This window comes from Pseudarthrobacter albicanus (genome assembly GCF_018224015.1).
GTDB classification, from domain to species: Bacteria; Actinomycetota; Actinomycetes; order Actinomycetales; family Micrococcaceae; genus Arthrobacter; species Arthrobacter albicanus.
Window position 1 is genome coordinate 1 of the sequence record NZ_JAGPOT010000049.1, and the last position, 23,143, is coordinate 23,143.

A 23,143-nucleotide genomic window follows, 5' to 3' on the forward strand; every position below is an offset into this window, starting at 1 on the left:
TCCAAATATCCGCGCTGGGCCGCCTCAATTCCTTGCATACACCCAGTCTTAAGGACCACTGCGCGAAGTCCAGCAGGCGCGCCTTAAACCACCCAAATTGTTCAGCGCAGTCCTAGGGTAAAGTGGATCGAACGTAGGGGAGTATCCCAGACGCTACGATCGTCAACACGCACGGCGCAGTCGCCGTGCCGGGCGTAGCGGGCAGCCAGGCAGCACCAGGTACGCAGTACCGGACATGCACGGGCAGTCGGAGAGACTTACACCGCTTAGCTGTACCCTGCGAAAGGTAGCTCCGTGCCTCCCCTTCCCCTCTGGTTCGAGATCGGCTCATTCGTCGTCCTCGGCATCATCCTCGCCATCGACCTGCTGCTGGTCCTCAAGCGCCCGCACGAGCCCTCCATGAAGGAGGCCGGACTGTGGGTTACCTTCTACGTGGCCCTGGCCCTGGTCTTTGCCGGCGCCATGTTCGCCTTCACCGGCCCGGAATACGGCGGGCAGTTCGTCGCCGGCTGGGTCACGGAATACAGCCTGAGCATCGACAACCTGTTCGTGTTCATCATCATCATGGCCCGCTTCTCGGTACCGCGTAAGTACCAGCAGGAAGTCCTCATGGTGGGCATCATCATTGCGCTCATCCTGCGCGGCATCTTCATCCTGCTCGGCGCGATCGTCATCGAACAGTTCAGCTGGGTCTTCTACATCTTCGGCGCCTTCCTGCTTTGGACCGCCTGGAAGCAGGCACAGGACGAGGGCGAGGACGAGGAAGACACGGAAAACCCGCTCATCGCCCGGATCCGCCGGATCCTGCCGATGTCCGAAAAGTTCGACGGCGGCAAGCTGCGCACCGTCGTGGACGGCAAGAAGGTCTTCACCCCGATGCTGGTTGTCTTCGTGACCATCGGCATGACCGACCTGCTGTTCGCGGTGGATTCCATCCCTGCCATCTTCGGCCTGACCCAGAGCGCCTTCATCGTCTTCACCGCCAACATCTTCGCCCTGATGGGCCTGCGCCAGCTCTACTTCCTGCTCGGCGGCCTGATGAACCGGCTGATCTACCTGAAGCACGCACTGTCGGTCATCCTGGCGTTCATCGGCGTCAAGCTGGTCCTCCACGCGATGCACGTCAACGAACTGCCGTTCATCAACGGCGGCAAGCACATCGAGTGGGCTCCGGAGATCCCCACCTATCTCTCCCTCGCGGTGATCGTCGGCACGATCATCGTGGCCGTCATCGCAAGCCTGATCAGTTCCAAGGCCACGAAGTCCAAGCTGGACGCGCGGCTGGAAGAGGACGCGCGGAAGAGCCTGAGCGACGCCCGGTAACCAGGGCCATATCGCGTCAGGCCACGGTCCCGGCCTGACCGCTTCGGCGGCGCATTCCGGCTGCACCGGCGTCCAGCGGAAGCGCTAAGCTCGGACCGTGAAAAATTATTGAAGCAGCAGCACACGACGGTACGGCGCTGGATCCCCAACAGGTCCAGCGCCGTACCGTTTCCGTGCTCGCCTCCAGACGCCTCAGCGGCGTGGGCAGCGGCGCATGCCGCTCCGGCGGATCTCTGTTGGCCCTGTAGCTCCCGGCTCCAACGCCTGGGCCGGGTCGGTCACTACAGCGGTGACCCGGTCTGCCGCCGTCGCCGCCCTGCCCCTCGCCGGGCAGCCCTCGTGACCGGGCAGCTCGTCGCGCTGGCCGGGTCCCAGCTCATCATCCTGGCAACCGTAACCGGCCTTCCCGGTGCTGCTGCTGGGAGCCGCCCTGTTGGGATTGGTGACTGCCGCCAATCTCCAGGTCTGCTGTTGGTCATCAGTATGCGGCCGGACCCGCTGCTGGCGGCCCGACTCGGGACCGCATGAGATCTTCCGGCGGCCAAGGGAACCACGGGCGTCCGACTGCGGCCCACCCTCCTCAGCGGCCTCCGGGCAGTCGGGGTGTCGCCGCGCGCCCGTCTGGCCCTGGTCGCCATCGTGGCCGCGCACGGCTGTATGGTTGCCGTCATGCAGATGACGCCGCTGCATCTCCCTCTCCTCGCTGAAGGGCCCCTGGCCGATATGCCGGCCGGTCATGTCCATGCCGCCAGCACCGATGTGCTGGTCCTGATCGGCTTCACCATCTCGTTGGAGTAGGACAACTAACGACGATCACATAGCTCTGGTGTTACATGAGAGGGGCGTGCCGGGCGGCAGACCCTTTCAAATTATGCAAAAAGTTCGAATGTCAGTGCGTGGTAGTAGCTTTGACCTGGACCGTGGAGAATCTCGGTCATTCGATACAGGGGGAGTGGAACCTTTGACCAATACGCAGGAACGAAAGTTCGACCACGATATCTTCATTTGCCATGCCAGCGAGGATAAAGACGCGTTGGCTCGGCCTCTGGCTGAGGCCTTATCGGCAGCGAGGATGAAGGTATGGTACGACGAAACCGCACTCCGACCGGGCGATGGCTTGCGGCGGAAAATTGACGATGGACTCAAGAATTCGAGATACGGCGCGGTGATCCTCAGCCCAAGTTTTTTCAACAAGGGATGGACGAACAGAGAGCTGGACGGCCTTACCGCATGGGAGATGGCTGATGGTCGTTCGCGGATCATTCCGATCTGGCATAACGTCAACCAACAGGACGTGACTGAGTACTCTGCACCTTTGGCTAACGTGGTTGCTCTGCCGAGTGGCGATGGTGTGGAGAAGATTACCCGGGAACTCGTTTCCATAATCATGCAAGGGGAGAGCCCTCTGTCGCCAAGCTATGGCAAGGTCTACAGGGATGAAGACATTGATATAGCCAAGCTTGCCCGTGAGAACAACAACCTGCTCGACGGCTACCTTTTCGAGAATTGCAAGATTGTAGGACCGGCGCTGATTGCCCTTCTGCACAATGTCGGTTTTTCATCGATGCGCTTCGCCCCGAATCAGCTCTGGCCCATGATGGCGGGGAGGAAATATATCGGGGCAATCGGACTAACAAACTGTAAGTTCGTAAACTGCGAGCTGGACTGGATCGGTATCGCTGGATCAGCTGATGACCTTATGCCGATGCAGTATCTTCCCATGGCTCCGGAACGGAACTAGCAAGCTAAGCCAGCCCAAAACGATATATCTCCGGCCCCGCCTCCTTACAAGAGACGGGGCCGGAGGAGTTGTGGACTAATTCCGCGGGTTGTCCTCGGCACTTTCAGCTCCTCGCTTTGCGGCTTTGAGCTTTCAAGGACAAGTCCACCCTGCTTGCCGAAAGCGTTGCCGCGGACGATCGTGTTCTCGTCCAGGGCGTCGCGGATAGCCTGATGCGGACTGCCGGGGCCGTCGGCGCAGGCTTCTCGGGAGTCGTGATAAGCGGCGTCGGCTACCAGGGCCTCAACCTGGCAGCCGCCGTGCTCGCCGTCGCCGCATCGGCTTCGGCCTGTGGCCGCGCCGCCTTACGCCAGGCCTCCGTGACCGGCTGACACCGGTCCTGACCGGGCCTCCCTGCGCTCGAAGTCACCCTCGGGGGCCTGCACCGTCAGTCCCGGCCGGGCTGGCCATCCCCAGCAGCCGGGCAAAGATGCCTTCGCCGTCGTCCGCGATGCCGTCATGGTGGAAGTCCGAGGACTCCCACACCTGCAGGCCGCGGACGGCCGCCGCGGTTTCGAGCGAGAGGTCCCGGTCAACGTAGATGTCGTCGCTGTACACGGCGGCGGCCACCGGCACAATGTTGCGGGCCAGCCGTTCGGGATCGTACAGCGGTTTCCAGTCGCTCTTCGCGGCCAGCAGCCGCGCCACGTCCCGCAGCGGACGGAGCGCCGCGTCCTGTTCGAAGTACCAGGGGTAGACCATCTCGCCGGTCAGCAGCGGCTCGGCCGCGTCCGGCCGGAACTCGGGGAAGTCTTCGAGGACCCGCCAGGCCGCCCAGTCCGTGGCCTCGCCCTGGCCGTAGATGGATTCGTGCATGAGCGCGTACAGGGGGTTGGCGGCGCGGGACACGAGCCCGCGGACCTGCTCCAGGAAGGCATCCGAGAGGCGGACGCCGCCGGGCGTGCTGACGAAGGCGTCCTCCAGCAGGTGGTGCAGGGCATCGACCCGGGTGTTGCCGCCTAGGTGGGAGCCGGCCATCTGGAACCGCTCGACCGTGAGCCGGCCGCCGTCGGGCAGGAACTCCTGGGTATCCCGGAGGTGCCGGGCGATCCGGGTGACCATGGCGCGGTCCTCCGGATACCAGTCGAAGTATTCGGCGTTGCGGGCGGCGACCTGCCGGAAGGTGGCCCGGTAGACCCGGTCCGCCGGGCCCTTCAGCGGGGCGAGGCCCCCGGTGACCAGCGCCCGGCGGAGCCCCTCGGGCGCGAACGAGAGGTAGCTGAGGGCGCAGAAGCCGCCGTAGCTCTGGCCGTAGATGGTCCAGGGGCCGGAGCCGAGCGCCCTGCGGATGGCCTCGGCGTCGGCGACGATGGAGTCCGCCCGGAAATGCGACAGGTAGCCGGCCTGCGCGGCGTCGTCCCCGCGCAGGGGCAGCGTGTGGCGGTCGATCGGGGAGGACAGGCCGGTGCCGCGCTGGTCCAGCATGAGGATCCGGAAGTCTTTGGCGGCGGCCTTGCTCCAGCCGCCGAGGGACGGAAATCTGTTGCCCCGGCCGCCGGGACCGCCCTGCAGGTACAGGAGCCAGGGGAGCCGCGCCGCGTCGTCCTCGCTGTGGTCCGTGGAGACGTACTCGCGCGCGAAGACCGTGATGGTCCCGCCGCCGTCCCCGGAGCCGCAGTCCCCGGCACCGTGGTCCAGCGGGACCTCGAAATAGTGCTCCGCCGTGCGCATTCCGCGGTATTCGTGCCGCGCCCGGACGGTGTGCGGGACCGTGCTCTCCGCCACGGTGCCGTCAACCACGGTGCCGTCCGCCGGCGGCAGGTCCGCCGCGGGCGCGGTCACCGCCAGCTCAGCCACGGGCCTGCGCTGTGTCGGGGCTGCCGAACGCTTCCAGCGCTTCGCCGGTGAGGCGGAATGTGGACCATTCCTGCATCGGGGCCGCGCCGAGGGCCTTGTAGAAGTTGATGGAGGGCTCGTTCCAGTCCAGCACGCTCCACTCGACCCGGGCGTAGCCGCGCTCGACGGCGGTGGCGGCCAGGTGCTGCAGGAGCGCCTTGCCGTGGCCCTCGCCGCGGGCCCCGGGCTGCACGTAGAGGTCCTCGAGGTAGATGCCGTGGACGCCTTCCCAGGTGGAGTAGTTCAGGAACCAGAGGGCGAACCCCCGCACGTCCCCGGACTCGTTTTCCGCCATCGCGGCGAAGATCCGGGGGTTCTCGCCGAACAGTGCGGCCTCGAGCATCCCGGGGGTGTTCCGGACCGCGTCCGGCTCCTTTTCATAGCTGGCCAGGTCATGGATCATCTGCAGGATTGCGGGGACATCGTTCGCCGTCGCAGGCCGGATTACACTCATGATCCGAGTTTACTAGCGCCTACAGCCTGTTCACGTCCGTCACCCGGACGACGGCGGTGCCGGTCTCGTCCGAGGCCGCAAGGTCCACCTCGGCCGAGATGCCCCAGTCGTGGTTGCCGGCGGGGTCGTCGAAGATCTGCCGGACCTTCCACACCCCCGGTTCCTCGGTGATGATCAGCAGGCCGGGTCCGCGCGCGTCGGGGCCGGTCCCGATGTCCTGGTGTTCGTCGAAGTAGTCGTCCAGCGCCTCTTCCCAGCGCCCGGCGTCCCAGCCGGAACCGCCGTCGAGCTCGCCGAGTACCGTGGCCGCCTCGTCGGCGAACAGCTCCACGCGGCGGAACATTTCGTTGCGCACCATCACGCGGAAGGCCCGGATGTTGGACGTGAGCGACGGCGGCGGGGGCGGCGGCGCGTCGTGCGGTGTCGGCGCGGCACCGGAGGTGAGTTCCTCCCACTCGTCGAGCAGGCTCGAGTCGACCTGGCGGACCAGTTCGCCCAGCCAGGCGATGAGGTCCTCGAGGTCTTCGCGGAGGGCGTCCTGCGGGACGGTCTGGCGCAGTGCCTTGAAACCGTCCGCGAGGTAGCGCAGCACGATGCCCTCGGAGCGGGCCAGGCCGTAGAACTGGACGAACTCGCCGAAGTTCATGGCGCGTTCGTACATGTCCCGGACGATCGACTTGGGCGCGAGCTCGAAGTCGCCGATCCACGGCGCGGCCCGGCGGTAGACCTCGAAGGCCTCGCCGAGGATCTCCGCGAGCGGCTTCGGGTAGCTGACTTCCTCGAGCATGGCCATCCGCTGGTCGTACTCGATGCCGTCGGCCTTCATCGCGGCAATGGCCTCGCCGCGGGCCTTCTTCTGCTGGGCGGACAGGATCTGCCGCGGTTTCTCCAGGGTCGACTCGATCACGGACACGACGTCCAGGGCGTACGACGGTGACTCCGGGTCCAGCAGCTCCAGTGCCGCGAGGGCGAAGGGGGACAGCGGCTGGTTCAGCGCGAAGTTGGCCTGCAGGTGGACGGTGAGCCGGACGGTGCGCCCGTCCGGTCCCTGCTCCGCCGGCGGGATCCGCTCGACGACGCCGGCCGCCAGCAGCTCCCGGTAGATGCCCAGGGCCTTCTTCATCAGCTGCAGCTGCGAGGAGCGCGGCTCGTGGTTCTCCGTGAGCAGGCGCCGGGTGGCCTTGAACGGGTCGCCCGGGCGTTCCATCAGGTTCATCAGCATCGCGTGGGTCACGGCAAAGCTCGAGGTCAGCGGGTCGGGGACGGATTCGACCAGCCGCTTGTACGTCGGCTCGCCCCAGGACACGAAGCCCTCCGGCGGCTTCTTCCTGACCACCTGGCGCAGCTTCTTCTGGTCGTCGCCGAACTTCGCGGTGGCCTTGGCCATCGCCTTGACGTTTTCGGTGACGTGCTCCGGGGCCTGGACGACGACGGTCCCCGCCGTGTCGTAGCCGGCCCGGCCGGCCCGGCCCGCTATCTGATGGAACTCGCGGGAGTTCAGCAGCCGGGTGCGGACGCCGTCGTACTTGCTCAGCGCGGCGAGCAGCACGGTGCGGATGGGAACGTTGATGCCCACCCCGAGGGTGTCGGTGCCGCAGATGACCTTGAGCAGGCCGGCCTGGGCCAGCTGCTCCACAAGCCGCCGGTACTTCGGCAGCATCCCGGCGTGGTGGACTCCGATGCCGTGCCGCACGAGCCGGTTGAGGGTCTTGCCGAAGCCGGCGGCGAAGCGGAACCCGGCGATCAGCTCGGCGATCTTGTCCTTTTCCTCGCGTGTGCAGACGTTGACGCTCATCAGGTTCTGGGCGCGGTCGATGGCCTCGACCTGGCTGAAATGGACCACATAGACCGGGACCTGCCTGGTGGCGAGGAGCTCTTCGAGTGTTTCGTGGACCGGGGTCTGCTCATAGTAGTAGTGCAGCGGAATGGGACGTTCGGCGGAACTGACCGTCGTCGTCGGGCGGCCGGTCAGCTCGGTGATTCCGGCTTCGAAGCGGCTCACGTCGCCGAGCGTCGCGGACATCAGCAGGAACTGGGCCTGGGGGAGTTCCAGCAGCGGGACCTGCCACGCCCAGCCGCGCTGCGGGTCGGCGTAGAAGTGGAACTCGTCCATGATGACGGCGCCAAGCTCCGCCGCCGGGCCTTCCCGCAGGGCAATATTGGCCAGGATTTCGGCGGTGCAGCAGATGATCGGGGCGTCCTGGTTGACGCCCGAGTCGCCCGTGATCATGCCGACGTTCTCGGCTCCGAAGATCTCGCACAAGGCAAAGAACTTCTCCGACACGAGGGCCTTGATCGGCGCCGTGTAGTAGCTGCGCTGCCCCCGGGACATGGCCTGGAAGTGCGCCGCGATCGCGACCAGCGATTTTCCGGACCCCGTGGGCGTCGCGAGGATGACGTTGGCGCCGGCGGCAAGCTCCATGACGGCTTCGTCCTGGGCGGCATAGAGGGCCAGTCCGCGGGTTTCGGTCCACTCGACAAACCGGGTATACAGCTCGTCCGGATCAAGGCCGGTCCTGCCGGAGACTCGGGCGGCCGGGACGGGGAGCTGATCAGCGAGTTTCATTGCTTCCCAGCTTAGTGCCCGTGCCTGCTTGGGCCTGGCTCCCGCCGGGGTTACGCTTCGAAAGGAGCCTGAAAGCCGGAGACTGGAGGAAAGGCGATTGGAGGAAACAGTGAAATGGGATCCCGCCAAGTACGTGCAGTTCGGGGACTACCGGGACAGACCCTACTTTGACCTGGCGGCCCGGGTCCACGCCGATGCCCCCCGGCACGTCGTCGACCTCGGCTGCGGCCCCGGCAACCTGACGGCGGCCCTGGCCGAGCGCTGGCCGGAGGCGGAGGTGCTGGGCCTGGACTCGTCGCCGGAGATGCTCGCGAAGGCCGCCGGCCATGCGGCCAAGGCAGCCAATCTCTCGTTCAGCCGGGCCGACATCGCCGGCTGGAGCCCGTCCCCGCGGACCGACGTCGTGCTCAGCAACGCCGCCCTGCAGTGGGTGCCCGGCCACCGCGGACTGCTGCCGCACTGGCTCGCCGCGCTCAAGCCCGGCGCGTGGTTCGCGCTGCAGGTGCCCGGCAACTTCAATTCCCCCTCGCACACGTTGATGCGCGGACTGGCCGGGTCCGGGGCCTGGGCGAGCCGGCTCGCCGGCGTCCTGCGCCACGACGACGCCGTGGGGGAGGGCGCCGAATACCTGCAGATCATGCTCGACGCCGGGTGCGACGCCGACGCCTGGGAAACCACCTATTTCCAGCTCCTCCCGGGCCCGGACCCGGTGCTGGAGTGGGTCCGGGGCACCGCGCTCCGGCCCGTCCTCGCCGCCCTCTCCGCCGGGGAAGCGCGCGAGTTCGAGGCCGAGTATTCGGCCCTGCTGGCTGAGGCCTACCCGGCCGGCCCGCACGGAACCGTTTTCCCGTTCCGGCGGATCTTTGCCGTGGCCCGCAAACGGGGTTGAGGGGCTGCGGGCGGTGCCACAGGGACCCACCCTGTGGCGGGCTTAGAATGACGGGGCGGCATGGGGGCGGCCGGCATTCTGATCCTGGTTCGGGCTCTGGTCTAGCGATGGAGGTTCGGTGCTAATTCGGTGTTAATCGGACTGATGCGGCGTCTGCTGTCTGCCCATAAGGTGACGGTGCTGGCCATCGTCGTCCTTCAGCTCGTCCAGACCACCGCAAACCTGCTGCTGCCGACCCTGAATGCCGCCATCATCGATGACGGCATCGTCGGCGGCGACACCCCGGTGATCCTGCACCTGGGCGCCTGGATGGCCGGAATCGCCGCCGTCCAGATGGTGGCCGCCGTCGCCGCCGGCTACCTCGGCGCAGTCGTCGCCATGGACGCGGGACGCCAGCTGCGCGAGGAGCTCTTCGCCAAGGTGGCGTCGATGTCCTCACAGGAAGTCGCGGCATTCGGCGCGCCCAGCCTCGTCACCCGGGCCACCAACGACGTCGCCCAGATCCAGAACCTCGCGGTGCTCGTCTTCACCATGCTCGTGGCGGCGCCTGCAATCTTCCTCGGCGGTATCGCCCTGGCCATCCACCAGGACATCGCGCTGTCCGGCATCGTGGTGGCGGTGGTTCCCGTGCTCGCCGTCATCATGGCGGTAATCGTGCGGCGCCTGGTTCCCCTCTACCGGGAGGGCCAGGAGCTGATCGACCGGATCAGCCGGGTGCTGCGCGAGCAGATCATCGGCGCGAACGTCATCCGCGGCTTCGTCCGGCAGGGCCACGAAATGCGCCGCTTCGACGCGGCCAACAAGGATCTCACCCGGAACAACCAGCGCTCCGCGCTGCTCGTCGCCGGGATGATGCCGATGATCATGCTCGTGGTCAACCTCTCCTCCGTCGCGGTGGTCTGGTTCGGCGGGCACCGGATCCAGGCCGGCGAGATGCGACTGGGGGCCCTGACGGCCTTCATCGCCTACATCCTGCAGATCCTGATTGCCATCATGATGGCCATGTATGTGTTCATGACGGGCCCGCGTGCGGCCGCCTGCGCCGAACGCATCCAGGCGGTGCTGGACACCGGACCGGCGCTCGCGGACCCGACGACGTCGGCTGCCCCGGGAACCTCCGGGCCGCGCGCCTCCCCGCCGCGCGCCTCCCCGCCGCGCGGCAGTCCTGCCGACAGCACCGCCGACAGCTCTCTCGACAACACCGCAGACAGCACCGTCGAATTCCGCGGGGTCTCCTTCGCCTACCCCGGTGCCGAAGCCCCCGTGCTCGACGGCATCACCTTCACGGCGGCCCCCGGGACCACGACGGCGGTCATCGGGGCCACCGGCAGCGGCAAGACCACCCTGCTGAACCTGTTGCCCCGTTTCCTGGACGCCACGGGCGGAGAGATCAGCATCGGCGGCCGCAATATCCGCGGGCTGGGGATCGAGGCGCTCCGCAGCCTCATCGCCATGGTCCCCCAGCAGTCGTTTCTGTTCTCCGGGACACTCGCGGAGAACCTCCGGATGGGTTCCCCCGGGGCGAGCGACGAGGAACTCTGGCAGGCGCTGAGGACGGCCCAGGCCGAGGATTTCGTCCGCAAGCTGCCCCACGGGCTGCAGTCGCCCGTGAGCCAGGGCGGCACGAACTTCTCCGGGGGCCAGCGGCAGCGGCTGTGCATCGGCCGGGCCCTGCTCCGGGGCGCCCCGGTCTACCTGTTCGACGACAGTTTCTCCGCCCTGGACTACGGCACGGACGCCAGGCTTCGCGGGGCCATCGAACCGCTGCTGCGCTCCGCGACCGTTCTGGTCGTCGCCGAGCGGGTGGCGACGATCGTCGACGCCGGACTGATCCTCGTGCTCGAAGACGGCCGGCTCGTCGCGCAGGGAACCCACCAGGAACTCATGGAGTCCTCGCCGAGCTACCAGGAGATCGCGGCGTCCCAGCTTGTCCTGGAGGAAACGCCGTGAAGCCGGACAAGAACGCAGGCAGAGCCGAAGGCACAGGCACAGGTGCTGGTGCCGGGTCCGACGCGGCGCCCGGCGTCGCGGCGGCCCAGGGCCACGGCCCGTCCCCGTGGCGGTCCTCCGCCCGGCTGCTGGGACTGCTCCGGCCCTCGAAGTGGCGGATGCTCGGCGCCATCGCGGCAACCTGCGGCTTTGCGGGGCTCAACGTGGCCGCACCCAAGCTGCTGGGCGACGCCACCGACGTCGTGGTGGCCGCTGCCGTGGGAGGAGTCTTCCACGACGGGCAGCTCGCGGCGTTGCTGCTGGCCGTCTCCCTCATGTACCTCGGGGCCTCGGTCTTCAGCTGGATCCAGGGGGCGCTGACCGCCACCGCGGTGCAGCGCCTCGGCTACGGGCTCCGCGCGTCCGTGGAGGAGAAGCTGCATGTGCTGCCGTCCAGCCACTTCGACGACCAACACCGCGGCGAGGTCCTCAGCCGGGCCACCAACGACGTCGACAACGTCTCGCAGGCACTGAACCAGCTGCTCAACCAGCTCATCATGTCCGTCCTGATGCTCTTCGGGGCACTGGCCATGATGCTGTGGCTCTCGCCGCTCCTGGCCCTGATCGCCCTGCTGACCGTGCCGGTCTCGACGCTGCTCACCCTGCTGGTGGCACGCAGGTCGCAGGCCCACTTCACCGAGCAGTGGTCCAGCACGGGGGAGCTGCACTCCCAGCTGGAAGAATTCTTCACCGGTCATGAGGTGATCAAGGCCTTCGGCCGGCACGAGGCATCCGCGGCGCGTTTCCGGGACAGCAACGCCAGGCTCAGCCGGGCCAGCGCCCGCGCCCAGTACGTGTCCGGCGCCGTTCAGCCGCTCATGGTCTTCGTCTCCAACCTCAACTACATCGCCGTCGCCGTGGTGGGCGCGCTCCAGGTCACGGCCGGCACCATGACGATCGGCGGCATCCAGGCGTTCATCCAGTTCAGCAGGCTCTTCAGCCAGCCGATGGGCCAGATCGGCGGCATGCTGACGCTCATGCAGTCCTGCCTGGCCTCGGCGGAGCGCGTCTTCGCCCTCCTGGACGCGCCGGAGATCCCGCCGGACGCCCTGTCGGAGAATGCAGCCGTGGCTCCCGGGCAACGCCGGGGCCGGCAGCGGTCCCCTGATCCGGCGCATAAGCCGTCGCGGAAGCCGCCGCGCAAGCCGCCGCCGGGCCCCGCCCGGAACCCGGAGGCTGGCGCCTCCGCGGCGCTGCCGGAAACGGCGGGCCGCGTGGCCTTCGAGCGGGTCACGTTCAGCTACAGCCCGGGCTACCCCGCCGTCAAGGACCTCACCTTCGCCGTCGAGCCCGGGCAGACGGTGGCGATCGTCGGGCACACGGGAGCGGGCAAGACCACCATCGTCAACCTGCTGATGCGGTTCTACGAACTGGAGTCCGGCCGGATCACCGTGGACGGTTCGGACATCGCTGCCATGCCCCGCGATGTCCTGCGGTCCGCCTTCGCCACTGTGCTCCAGGACGCCTGGCTGTTCACCGGAACCATCCGGGACAACATCGAATACGGCCGGCCCGGCGCCACCGACGCCGAGATCGTCGCCGCGGCCCGGGCCAGCCACGTGGACCAGTTCGTCCGTGCCCTCCCGGGCGGCTACGCCACCATGCTGGGCAACGACGGCGGTTCGCTGAGCCGCGGGCAGCGCCAGCTCATCTCCATCGCCCGGGCGCAGCTGGCCGGCCGCCGCATCCTGGTGCTGGACGAGGCCACGAGCTCGGTGGACAGCCGCACGGAAGTGCAGATCCGCCAGGCGATGAACCGGCTCCGGCAGGGTCGTACCAGCTTCGTCGTTGCGCACCGCTTGTCCACCGTCCGGGACGCTGATCTAATTCTCGTCATGGACCACGGACGAATCGTTGAAAACGGGACCCATCAGCAGCTGTTGGCCGGGGGCGGGTTGTACACCGATTTGTACGCGGCCCAGTTCGCGGGCCGCGAACAGCCGCAGGGTGTCACGGAGGCGGAGCAGTGAGCTCCACAGGGAACGTGGCGGTGCGCTTCCCCGGGGCCTGGAAGCCGAACCCGGCCAGCTCCGTGCCGCTGTTCGAACAGCTCCGGCTCAACATCATCGAACGTGCCGACAACGGGACCCTCGCACCGGGCACCAGGCTGCCGGCGGTCCGCAGCCTCGCCGGTGAACTGGGCGTCGCACCCCATACCGTGGCGCGGGCCTACAAGGAACTGGAAGCCGCGGGCGTCGTGGCGACGAGGGGCCGGAACGGGACGGTGGTCTGTGCCCGGGACGAGGCCTGGACTTCCCTGTCCGCCTCGGCCGCGGCCTTCGCCGCGGCCGCCAAGGCCCACGGTGCCAGCTTCGCCGAGGCGGTGCAGTTGCTGGCCGCCGCTTACGACCGCGGCTAGCAGATCCGGCCGCCGGCGCCTGCCCGGAGACTCCGGCGGGAATAGAAGTTCGAAGAAGTTTTCGATTAGCATTGGTAGCGTGCCTAAAGCTGTAGCTGAAGATCCCGCCGTAGAAGTCCAGACCTCCGTTCCGATGGGCTCAGTTCCGGCGGGTTCGGCAGAACCGGGCCGCCCCGACGATTCCCGGCCCGAACTGAAACGTCCCGACCTGTCGCGGCTCGTCGTCAAGGGCGCCCGCGAACACAACCTGCGCAACGTGGACCTCGACCTGCCGCGCGACGCGATGATCGTCTTCACCGGGCTGTCCGGCTCCGGGAAATCCTCCCTCGCCTTCGACACCATCTTCGCCGAGGGCCAGCGCCGATACGTGGAATCGCTGTCCGCCTATGCCCGGCAGTTCCTTGGCCAGGTGGACAAGCCCGACGTCGACTTCATCGAGGGCCTCTCGCCCGCGGTCTCGATCGACCAGAAGTCCACGAGCAAGAACCCCCGTTCCACGGTGGGCACCATCACCGAGATCTACGACTACATGCGACTGCTGTGGGCCCGTGTCGGCCGCCCGTACTGCCCCATCTGCGGGGAGCCCGTGGCGAAACAGACCCCCCAGCAGATCGTGGACCAGCTGCTCGAGCTCCCGGAAGGCACCCGCTTCCAGGTCCTCGCTCCCGTGGTCCGCGGCCGCAAGGGCGAATTCATTGACCTGTTCAAGGAACTCACGGCCAAGGGATACTCGCGGGCCCGTGTCGACGGCGAACTGATCCAGCTGAGCGATCCGCCCAAGCTGGGCAAGCAGTTCAAGCACACCATCGAAGTGGTCGTGGACCGCCTCGTCGTCAAGGACGGCATCAGCCAGCGCCTCACCGATTCGGTCGAGACCGCGCTGGGGCTTGCCGAGGGCCGTGTGCTGTCCGAGTTCGTGGATCTGGCCGCGGACGATCCTGAACGGACCCGGGCGTTCTCCGAACACCTCGCGTGCCCGAACGAGCACCCCCTCGCCATCGACGAGATCGAGCCGCGCTCCTTCTCCTTCAACAACCCCTTCGGGGCCTGCTCCGCGTGCAGCGGCATCGGCACCAAACTGGAAGTCGATGAGGAACTCATCATTCCGAACCAGGAGCTGTCGCTCGCGGAAGGCGCCATCGCGCCCTGGTCCCTGGGCACCGCGACGACGGAGTACTGGAACCGCCTGCTGTCCGGCCTCGCCGCTGAGCTTGATTTCTCCATGACGACCCCCTGGCAGAAGCTCTCCGCCGAGGTCCGGCAGACCGTCCTGCACGGCAAGGACCACAAAGTCGTGGTGCAGTACCGCAACCGGTTCGGCCGGGAGCGCAAGTACAGCACCGGCTTCGAGGGCGTCATCCAGTACGTGCACCGCAAGCACACCGAAACCGACTCGGACTCCGCGCGTGACCGCTACGAGGAGTACATGCGGCAGATCCCGTGCCCGGCCTGCAACGGTGCCCGGCTGAACCCGGCGTCGCTCTCCGTGCTGATCAACGGCAAGTCCATCGCGGAGGTTTCAGCCATGCCGATGCGTGAATGTGCGCACTTCCTGGACACCCTCGTGCTGACCGGCCGCGAGGCCCAGATCGCCCACCAGGTCCTGAAGGAGATCCAGGCCCGCCTGACCTTCCTCCTCGACGTCGGCCTCGAATACCTGAACCTCGAACGCCCCTCCGGCACCCTGTCCGGGGGCGAAGCCCAGCGCATCCGGCTGGCCACCCAGATCGGTTCCGGCCTCGTGGGCGTGCTCTATGTCCTCGACGAGCCCTCCATCGGCCTGCACCAGCGGGACAACCGCCGGCTGATCGAGACGCTGACCCGGCTGCGGGACCTCGGCAACACCCTGATCGTCGTCGAGCATGACGAGGACACCATCCAGGAAGCCGACTGGGTGGTGGACATCGGACCCGGCGCCGGCGAGCACGGCGGGCAGGTGGTCCACTCCGGCTCCTACGCGGACCTGCTGGAGAACACCGCCTCCCTGACCGGCGACTACCTCTCCGGCCGCAGGAAGATCGACATCCCCACGAAGCGCCGCAAGTACGACAAGAAGCGCGAGCTGAAGGTGGTCGGCGCCAAGGAGAACAACCTCCTCAACGTCGACGCGGCCTTCCCGCTGGGCCTCTTCACGGCCGTGACCGGGGTCAGCGGCTCCGGAAAGTCGACCCTCGTCAACGAGATCCTCTACAAGGTGCTCGCCAACAAGCTCAACGGCGCCAAGCAGGTCGCCGGCCGGCACAAGGCCGTCCAGGGCCTGGAGCACCTGGACAAGGTGGTGCACGTCGACCAGAGCCCGATCGGCCGCACCCCGCGGTCCAACCCTGCCACCTACACGGGAGTCTTCGACCACATCCGCAAGCTCTTCGCCGAGACCACGGAGGCGAAGGTCCGCGGCTACCAGCCCGGGCGGTTCTCCTTCAACGTCAAGGGCGGCCGCTGCGAGGCCTGCTCGGGTGACGGCACGCTGAAGATCGAAATGAACTTCCTGCCGGACGTGTACGTGCCCTGCGAGGTGTGCCACGGCGCCCGCTACAACCGGGAAACGCTTGAGGTGCACTACAAGGGCAAGACCATCGCGGACGTGCTGAACATGCCCATCGAGGAAGGCGCCGAGTTCTTCGCGGCCTTCTCGCCGATCGCGCGGCACCTCAATACGCTCGTCGACGTCGGACTCGGCTACGTCCGGCTGGGCCAGCCCGCCACGACGCTCTCCGGCGGCGAAGCCCAGCGCGTGAAGCTCGCGGCCGAACTCCAGAAGCGCTCCAACGGCCGCAGCGTCTACGTCCTCGACGAGCCCACCACGGGCCTGCACTTCGAGGACATCCGGAAGCTGCTGATGGTCCTCCAGGGCCTCGTGGACAAGGGCAACACGGTCATCACGATCGAGCACAACCTCGATGTCATCAAGAGCGCGGACTGGATCGTGGACCTGGGACCCGACGGCGGCTCCGGCGGCGGCAGGATCATTGCGTCCGGCACGCCGGAGCAGGTCGCCAAGTCGACCGAGAGCTACACGGCGTCCTTCCTGGCCGACATCCTCGCCTGACGCGCGACGCGCATTCTGCCCTGCGACGCGAAAATGCCCTGGCGCTGCCGGCATTCCGGGGTAGCGCCGGGGCATTTTCGCGTCGCCAGGCGAAAACCGGCACGGGAGGATGTATTCCCTTCGGGGCATGCGAGTTTCTGGCATCCGTGCACTCGTGAGAAAATAAGCCGGTGACCCATACAACAGTGCCCGTGATCTTTGACCTGGATGGCACTCTTGTCGATCCGGCCGGCGGAATATCGGACGGAATCGCGGCGGCCCTCACGGAACTCGGGATCGCCGTTCCCGGTCAGGCCAGGCTGGACGCGATGATCGGCCCGAAGCTCAGCCACTCGCTCGTGGACATCGCGGGCGTCCCGGCGGAGCAACTCGAAGAGGCCATCCGGATCTATCGGGCACACTACCTTTCCACCGGGATCGCCCAGAGCCGGCTCTACCCCGGGATCCGGGCCTTGCTGGACTCCTTTGTCGACGCGGGGCGGCCGATCGCCGTCGCCACCCAGAAGCCCGAGCATCTGGCCCGCATCGTCCTGGCGCACCACGGCATCGACACCTGCTTCGGCTTCATCCGCGGCTCGGCCGCCGACGAGGCCGGCGCCGCCACCGGGCCGTCCGGGAAGGCCGGCATCGTCGCCGCCGCCCTGGCCGACCTCGGGACGCAGCACGCCGTGATGGTGGGGGACCGTGCCCAGGACGTGGCCGGCGCCGCCGCCAACGGCCTGGACTGCATCGGCGTCGCCTGGGGCTTTGCGCTCGACGGCGAACTGCGTGAGGCGGGCGCCGTCGAGATCGTGCACAGCACCGCGGCCCTCCATGACGCCATTGGCAGGCTGGACACCGTCCGGGCCGGTGCCCTGGCGGCGGGTGCCCTGACTGCGGGTGCCCGGACTGCGAGTGCCCTGATGGCCGACGACGTGAAGGGGGTGTGCACCGATGGCCATGTTTGAGGCAATCCGCTGGACAACCCGGGGGCTGGTTTCCTCCACCTGCCGGCCCACCGTCATCGGCCTCGAAAACGTGCCCAAGGAAGGCCCGTTCATCGTGGCGCCCAACCACCTCTCCTTCCTGGACAGCGTCATCGTCCAGGCCCTCATGCCCCGCCCCGTGGCGTTCTTCGCGAAAGCCGAATATTTCACGACCGGCGGTGTCAAGGGCAAGGTCATGAAGTCCTTCTTCGAAGCCGTGGGTTCCATTCCGGTCGAGCGCGGGGAGCAGGCAGCCAGCGTCCAGGCGCTGAAGACGCTGCTGGACATCCTCGATGCCGGCAAGGGCGTCGGGATCTACCCGGAAGGCACGCGCTCCCGCGACGGCATCCTGTACCGCGGCCGGACCGGCGTCGGCTGGCTCGCCCTCACCACGGGCGCACCCGTCATTCCGGTCGGCCTGATCGGAACGGAAAACCTGCAGCCCGCGGACAGAAAGGCCGTCAAACCGCAGCACTTCACGGTCAAGGTGGGCGAACCGCTCTACTTCGAGAAGACCGGACCGGACCATTCGCTGCCCGCACGCCGCCAGGTCACCGACAGGATCATGGACGCCATCGCGGACCTGACCGGCCAGGAACGCTCCACCAGTTACAACCAGAGCAAGAGCGTCGACTGATAGGCATTGACGCCACCGGAACGCCGGTGCCAGCACGGCAGCGGCAGGTTCACGGCGGCAGGCTCAGTAGACTGGAAGAGTGGCAGATCCAGCGAGTTACCGTCCCCAGACGGGTGAGATTCCGACCAACCCGGGCGTGTACCGCTTCCGCGACCCGCACGGGCGGGTCATCTATGTCGGCAAGGCCAAGAACCTCCGTTCCCGGCTGAACTCCTACTTCGCCAATCCGGCCGGGCTGCTGCCCAAGACGTACGCCATGGTCCACACGGCCAGCAGCGTCGAGTGGACCGTCGTCGGCAGCGAACTCGAGTCCCTGCAGCTCGAATACACCTGGATCAAGGAGTTCACCCCCCGGTTCAACGTCATGTTCCGGGACGACAAGACCTACCCCTACCTCGCCGTGACGATGGGCGAGAAGTATCCCCGCGTCCAGGTGCTCCGCGGCGAACGCCGGAAGGGCACCCGCTATTTCGGTCCGTACACCGCCGGCGCCATCCGCGACACCCTGGACACCCTGCTCCGGGTCTTCCCGGTCCGCAGCTGCAGCGCCGGGGTGCTCAAACGGGCCGAGGCCAGCGGCCGGCCCTGCCTGCTCGGCTACATCGACAAGTGCTCGGCGCCCTGCGTCGGCCGCATCTCGCCGGCGGACCACCGGGCCCTGGCCGAGGACTTCTGCGCCTTCATGGGCGGGGAGGCCAGGCCGTTCGTCACGCGGCTGGAAAAGGAGATGGCAGCCGCCGTCGCGGAACTGGACTACGAACGGGCCGCCCGCCTCCGGGACGACATCGTGGCGCTCAAGAAGGTCTTCGAACGCAACGCCGTCGTCCTGTCGGAGGACACCGACGCCGATGTCTTCGCCCTGCACGAGGATGAGCTGGAAGCGGCGGTCCAGGTCTTCCACGTCCGTGGCGGCCGGATCCGCGGCCAGCGCGGCTGGGTGGTGGAAAAAGTCGAGGACTCGGCCACCCCGGACCTCGTCGAGCATCTGCTCCTGCAGGTCTACGGCGACGAGGCCGGAATCCAGGGCCGGCTTCCCCGCGAGGTCCTCGTCCCGGCCGAACCCAGCAACGCGGCCGAACTCACGCAGTGGCTCAGCGGCCTGCGCGGCGCCAGGGTCGACGTCCGGGTTCCGCAGCGCGGCGACAAGGCCGCCCTGATGTCCACGGTCCGGGACAACGCCGAGCATGCCCTGAAGCTGCACAAGACCCGCCGCGCCGGGGACCTGACCGTCCGGTCCCAGGCCCTCCGGGAGCTCCAGGAGGCGCTGGACCTGCCGGTGGCGCTGCTGCGGATCGAATGCTACGACATCTCCCATGTCCAGGGCACCAACGTGGTCGGCTCCATGGTGGTGGTCGAGGACGGGCTGCCGAAGAAGTCCGATTACCGGAAGTTCTCCGTCACCGGTGCCGCCGCCACCGACGACACCGCGGCCATGCACGACGTCCTGACCCGCCGCTTCCGGCATTATCTCGACGACCAGGCGGCCCAGGCGGAGGCGGTCCGGCAGGCGGGCCAGCCCGGCCGCCCGGCCGCCGCCGCAGCGGGTGCGGCTGCCGCGGTCGCCGTGCAGGACACCACGACGCCGGCGCCGCGGGCGAAGTTCGCCTACCCGCCGAACCTCGTGGTGGTCGACGGCGGCAAGCCCCAGGTCAATGCGGCGGCCCGGGCGCTGGCCGGACTGGGGATTGAGGACGTCTACGTCGTCGGCCTCGCCAAACGGCTCGAGGAAGTCTGGCTGCCGGACAGCGACTTCCCGGTGATCCTGCCCCGCGCCTCGGCCGGGCTCTACCTGCTGCAGCGCATCCGCGACGAGGCCCACCGCTTCGCGATCTCCTTCCACCGGCAGAAGCGCGGCAAGGCCATGACCGTGTCCGCGCTCGACGGCGTGCCCGGCCTCGGCGCGTCCAAGCGGAAGGCCCTGCTGGCGCAGTTCGGATCGGTCAGGACCATCAAGGCGGCCACGGTCCAGGAACTGACGTCGGCCAAGGGGATCGGACCGGCCCTGGCCGAGGCGATCGTCCGGCACTTCGGCGCGGACGGTGCGGACGGCGCCGGGGAGGCCGCAAGCGTGCCCGCCATCAACATGACCACCGGGGAAATCCTCGAAACTTAGCTAGCACCGGCAAACTTGGTTAGGGTAAGGACTTGGACACGGCACGCGCGGGCGCAGCTGAACGATGCAGCAAACACCGCGCGGCGTCCCCAGAGCACAGACATGGCAGCGACACAGCGGAACCGCACAGCAGAATGGGGCTTCACAGATGGCAGACTCGACGGCGGAATCCGGACCGGAGACGGACGGCATGACGCCGGTCAAACCCGTTGAGGCGGAACTGCTCGTGGTGACGGGGATGTCGGGAGCCGGCCGGAGCACCGCCTCGGACGCCCTCGAGGACCACGGCTGGTACGTCGTGGAAAACCTTCCGCCGCAGATGCTCGGCACCCTGGCCGAAATCGTCTCCCATGCGCCAGGCTCCATCTCCAAGCTCGCCGTCGTGATGGACGTCCGCAGCAAGGACCTTTTCGCGGACATCCGCACCGCCCTGCGCAACCTTGAGGCCAGCGGCGCCACCTTCCGGGTGCTCTTCCTCGACGCCAACGACGACGTCCTGGTCCGCCGCTTCGAGCAGGGCCGGCGCCCCCACCCGCTGCAGGGCGGCGGCCGGATCCTCGACGGCATCGGGGCCGAACGCGAACTGGTACGCGAACTCCGGGACTACGCCGACATCGTCCTGGACACGTCGGCGCTGAACGTCCACGGCCTCGCGACCGCCATCACGGAACTGTTCAGCGATACCGGACCGGTGGCCCTGCGCCTGAACGTCATGAGCTTCGGCTTCAAGTACGGGCTTCCCGTCGATGCCAACTTCGTGGCCGACGCCCGCTTCATCCCCAACCCGCACTGGGTGCCGCAGCTGCGCCCCCACACCGGCATGGACAAGGACGTCAGCGACTACGTGCTGGAGGCCCAGGGCGTGAAGGAGTTCGTGGAGCGCTATGTCCTGGCCCTGGAGCCCGTCCTGGACGGCTACCGGCGCGAGAACAAGCATTACGCCACGATCGCCGTCGGCTGCACGGGCGGAAAACACCGCTCGGTGGCGGTCGCCGTCGAGCTGTCACGGCGGCTGGCGCAGTACCCGCGCGTCACCGTGACCACCACGCACCGCGACCTGGGCCGGGAATAATGGCGCTCCTCACCGGTCCGCTGCCCCTGGTCCCGCCGGCCAGCGCGGCGTTCGCCAGCCAGCAGGACAAGGGCCCCTCCGTCGTGGCCCTCGGCGGCGGCCACGGCCTGTCCGCCTCGCTGTCCGCCCTGCGCCTGCTCACCTCCGAACTGACCGCGATCGTCACCGTCGCGGACGACGGCGGTTCCTCCGGCCGGCTCCGCGAGGAGTACGGTGTCCTCCCGCCCGGAGACCTGCGCATGGCCCTGTCGGCGTTGTGTGACGACACGGACTGGGGCCGCACGTGGCGCGATGTCATGCAGCACCGCTTCCAGCCCGGCAAGGGCCGCGGCGGGTCCCTCGACGAGCACGCCATGGGCAACCTGCTGATCGTGACCCTGTGGGAGCTCCTGGGGGACACCGTGGCCGGCCTCAAATGGGCCGGCGCCCTGCTGGGCGCCCGCGGCGAGGTGCTGCCGATGTCCAGCGTCCCGCTGACCATCGAGGGCCAGATCCGCGTCACGGCGCCGGACGGCACCTCAGCGCTGCAGACCCTGCGCGGGCAGGCGAAGTGCGCCGTGGCAGGGTCCCTGGAGCGCGTCCGGCTGCTGCCCGAGGACGCGCCGGCCTGCATCGAGGCGCTCACCGCGATCGAACTGGCCGACTGGGTGATCCTGGGCCCGGGCTCCTGGTACACGTCCGTGCTGCCGCACCTGCTGCTGCCGGAGATCCGCGAGGCGCTGTGCAACACGGCGGCCAGGCGCTGCCTCACGATGAACCTGGCCACGGACACCAAGGAGACCTCGGGCATGTCCGCGGCGGACCATCTGCGCGTGCTGCGGGAGTACGCGCCGGACTTCAGCCTCGACGTCGTCCTGGCGGATCCGGCGTCGGTGCCGGACCTTCCCGATTTCCAGCGGGCAGCCGCGATGCTGGGTGCCGAGGTCGTGTTGGGTAAAGTAGGGGCGTCGAGCCGCCGTCCGATCCACGACCCGCTGCGTCTGGCAACGGCGTACCACGACATTTTCGGGAACAGTTAGGAAAGGTGCCATGGCACTGACAGCATCAGTCAAGGAAGAACTTTCCCGTCTGGACATCAAGAAATCCTCGGTCCGCAAGGCCGAAGTGTCGGCGATGCTCCGCTTCGCCGGCGGGCTGCACATCATCTCCGGCCGGATCGTGATCGAAGCCGAAGTCGACCTCGCCTCCACCGCGCGCCGGCTGCGCGCCGCCATCGCCGAGGTCTACGGGCACCAGAGCGAAATCATCGTCGTCTCCGGCGGCGGCCTGCGCCGCGGCAGCCGCTACGTCATCCGGGTGGTGCGCGACGGCGAAGCCCTCGCCCGCCAGACCGGCCTCCTCGACGCCCGGGGGCGTCCGGTCCGCGGCCTCCCCCCGGTGGTGGTCAACGGATCCGCCGCCGACGCCGAAGCGGTCTGGCGCGGCGCGTTCCTGGCGCACGGTTCCCTCACGGAGCCCGGCCGTTCCTCGGCGATGGAAGTCACCTGCCCCGGCCCCGAATCCGCCCTGGCCCTCGTCGGCGCCGCGCGGCGCATCGGCATCCAGGCGAAGGCCCGCGAGGTCAGGGGAGTGGACCGCGTCGTGATCCGCGACGGCGACACCATCGCCGCGCTGCTGACCCGGATGGGCGCCCACGACGCCCTGATGGTCTGGGAGGAACGTCGCATGCGCAAGGAAGTCCGCGCCACGGCCAACCGGCTCGCGAACTTCGACGACGCCAACCTGCGCCGCTCCGCGCAGGCCGCCGTCGCCGCCGGCGCCCGCGTTGACCGGGCCCTGGAGATCCTCGGCGACGACGTCCCCCGCCACCTCAAGTACGCCGGTGAGCTGCGGGTGGCCCACAAGCAGGCCAGCCTGGACGAGCTGGGCCGCCTCGCGGATCCGGTCATGACCAAGGACGCCATCGCCGGCCGGATCCGCCGCCTCCTGGCCATGGCGGACAAACGGGCCCAGGACCTCGGCATCCCCGGCACGGAAGCCAATGTGACGCCGGAAATGCTTGACGACTGACCGCACCCTAGAATCGACAAGAAACTTCCGGATGCCCAATCATCCGGATGCACAATCCGAGAGTTACCAACCCGGACAACCGTCCACGACATTGGAGGATT

Annotated in this window: 18 protein-coding genes; 15 read left to right on the forward strand and 3 right to left on the reverse strand. The window is 68.0% G+C overall.

Going from position 1 to position 23,143, the window contains the following annotated elements; genetic code table 11:
* Window positions 1-294 precede the first annotated feature (294 nt).
* The 4 genes from J9611_RS12165 (at window position 295) to J9611_RS12175 (ending at window position 3,435) form a co-directional block, all read left to right on the forward strand.
* Complete coding sequence (locus tag J9611_RS12165) at window positions 295-1,323, forward strand: TerC family protein (RefSeq protein ID WP_211880514.1); 1,029 nt, start codon at window positions 295-297, stop codon at window positions 1,321-1,323.
* Between the two features lie 669 nt (window positions 1,324-1,992).
* On the forward strand, window positions 1,993-2,121 hold the full coding sequence (locus tag J9611_RS22340) for a hypothetical protein (protein ID WP_281414561.1): 129 nt from the start codon (window positions 1,993-1,995) through the stop codon (window positions 2,119-2,121).
* Between the two features lie 154 nt (window positions 2,122-2,275).
* Complete coding sequence (locus J9611_RS12170; RefSeq protein WP_211880517.1) at window positions 2,276-3,064, forward strand: toll/interleukin-1 receptor domain-containing protein; 789 nt, start codon at window positions 2,276-2,278, stop codon at window positions 3,062-3,064.
* Between the two features lie 212 nt (window positions 3,065-3,276).
* Window positions 3,277-3,435: a hypothetical protein gene (locus J9611_RS12175; protein WP_211880519.1), complete on the forward strand. Its 159-nt coding sequence runs from the start codon at window positions 3,277-3,279 to the stop codon at window positions 3,433-3,435.
* Between the two features lie 34 nt (window positions 3,436-3,469).
* Here the strand turns inward: J9611_RS12175 and J9611_RS12180 are convergent, their stop codons facing one another.
* The 3 genes from J9611_RS12180 to J9611_RS12190 form a co-directional block, all read right to left on the reverse strand.
* Window positions 3,470-4,774 carry an alpha/beta fold hydrolase gene (locus J9611_RS12180; protein ID WP_211880556.1) on the reverse strand — a complete coding sequence of 435 codons (1,305 nt, stop codon included), beginning with the start codon at window positions 4,772-4,774 and terminating at the stop codon, window positions 3,470-3,472.
* Between the two features lie 118 nt (window positions 4,775-4,892).
* Complete coding sequence (locus J9611_RS12185) at window positions 4,893-5,393, reverse strand: GNAT family N-acetyltransferase (protein ID WP_211880521.1); 501 nt, start codon at window positions 5,391-5,393, stop codon at window positions 4,893-4,895.
* A 19-nt stretch (window positions 5,394-5,412) separates the two neighbouring features.
* Window positions 5,413-7,959, reverse strand: a complete 2,547-nt coding sequence (locus J9611_RS12190) for a DEAD/DEAH box helicase (protein ID WP_211880523.1) — start codon at window positions 7,957-7,959, stop codon at window positions 5,413-5,415.
* Between the two features lie 109 nt (window positions 7,960-8,068).
* On the opposite strand from J9611_RS12190, the gene J9611_RS12195 reads away from it, so the two are divergent.
* The 11 genes from J9611_RS12195 to whiA all read left to right on the forward strand — a co-directional run bounded on the left by J9611_RS12195 (window position 8,069) and on the right by whiA (window position 23,042).
* A complete protein-coding gene (locus J9611_RS12195) occupies window positions 8,069-8,848 on the forward strand; it encodes a trans-aconitate 2-methyltransferase (protein WP_211880525.1) in 780 nt (259 codons plus the stop codon).
* 144 nt (window positions 8,849-8,992) lie between these two features.
* Window positions 8,993-10,798 carry an ABC transporter ATP-binding protein gene (locus J9611_RS12200; RefSeq protein ID WP_211880527.1) on the forward strand — a complete coding sequence of 602 codons (1,806 nt, stop codon included), beginning with the start codon at window positions 8,993-8,995 and terminating at the stop codon, window positions 10,796-10,798.
* Window positions 10,799-10,956: 158 nt separating this feature from the next.
* Window positions 10,957-12,807 (forward strand): ABC transporter ATP-binding protein, encoded by a 1,851-nt coding sequence (locus J9611_RS12205; protein WP_211880557.1) that lies wholly within the window; start codon window positions 10,957-10,959, stop codon window positions 12,805-12,807.
* On the forward strand, window positions 12,804-13,196 hold the full coding sequence (locus J9611_RS12210; protein WP_211880529.1) for a GntR family transcriptional regulator: 393 nt from the start codon (window positions 12,804-12,806) through the stop codon (window positions 13,194-13,196). The genes J9611_RS12205 and J9611_RS12210 overlap by 4 nt, the downstream gene beginning before the upstream one ends.
* A gap of 79 nt (window positions 13,197-13,275) precedes the next feature.
* On the forward strand, window positions 13,276-16,245 hold the full coding sequence (gene uvrA / locus J9611_RS12215; RefSeq protein WP_372447789.1) for an excinuclease ABC subunit UvrA: 2,970 nt from the start codon (window positions 13,276-13,278) through the stop codon (window positions 16,243-16,245).
* Between the two features lie 170 nt (window positions 16,246-16,415).
* Window positions 16,416-17,192, forward strand: a complete 777-nt coding sequence (locus tag J9611_RS12220; RefSeq protein WP_211880530.1) for an HAD hydrolase-like protein — start codon at window positions 16,416-16,418, stop codon at window positions 17,190-17,192.
* A complete protein-coding gene (locus J9611_RS12225; RefSeq protein WP_211880531.1) occupies window positions 17,179-17,847 on the forward strand; it encodes a lysophospholipid acyltransferase family protein in 669 nt (222 codons plus the stop codon). The genes J9611_RS12220 and J9611_RS12225 overlap by 14 nt, the downstream gene beginning before the upstream one ends.
* A gap of 79 nt (window positions 17,848-17,926) precedes the next feature.
* Entirely contained in the window at window positions 17,927-19,960 is a 2,034-nt protein-coding gene (uvrC, locus tag J9611_RS12230; protein WP_211880532.1) for an excinuclease ABC subunit UvrC, read from the forward strand.
* A gap of 148 nt (window positions 19,961-20,108) precedes the next feature.
* Complete coding sequence (rapZ, locus tag J9611_RS12235; RefSeq protein WP_211880533.1) at window positions 20,109-21,032, forward strand: RNase adapter RapZ; 924 nt, start codon at window positions 20,109-20,111, stop codon at window positions 21,030-21,032.
* Entirely contained in the window at window positions 21,032-22,051 is a 1,020-nt protein-coding gene (locus tag J9611_RS12240) for a gluconeogenesis factor YvcK family protein (protein ID WP_211880534.1), read from the forward strand. The genes rapZ and J9611_RS12240 overlap by 1 nt, the downstream gene beginning before the upstream one ends.
* Before the next feature lie 10 nt (window positions 22,052-22,061).
* A complete protein-coding gene (gene whiA / locus J9611_RS12245; RefSeq protein WP_211880535.1) occupies window positions 22,062-23,042 on the forward strand; it encodes a DNA-binding protein WhiA in 981 nt (326 codons plus the stop codon).
* Window positions 23,043-23,143 lie beyond the last annotated feature (101 nt).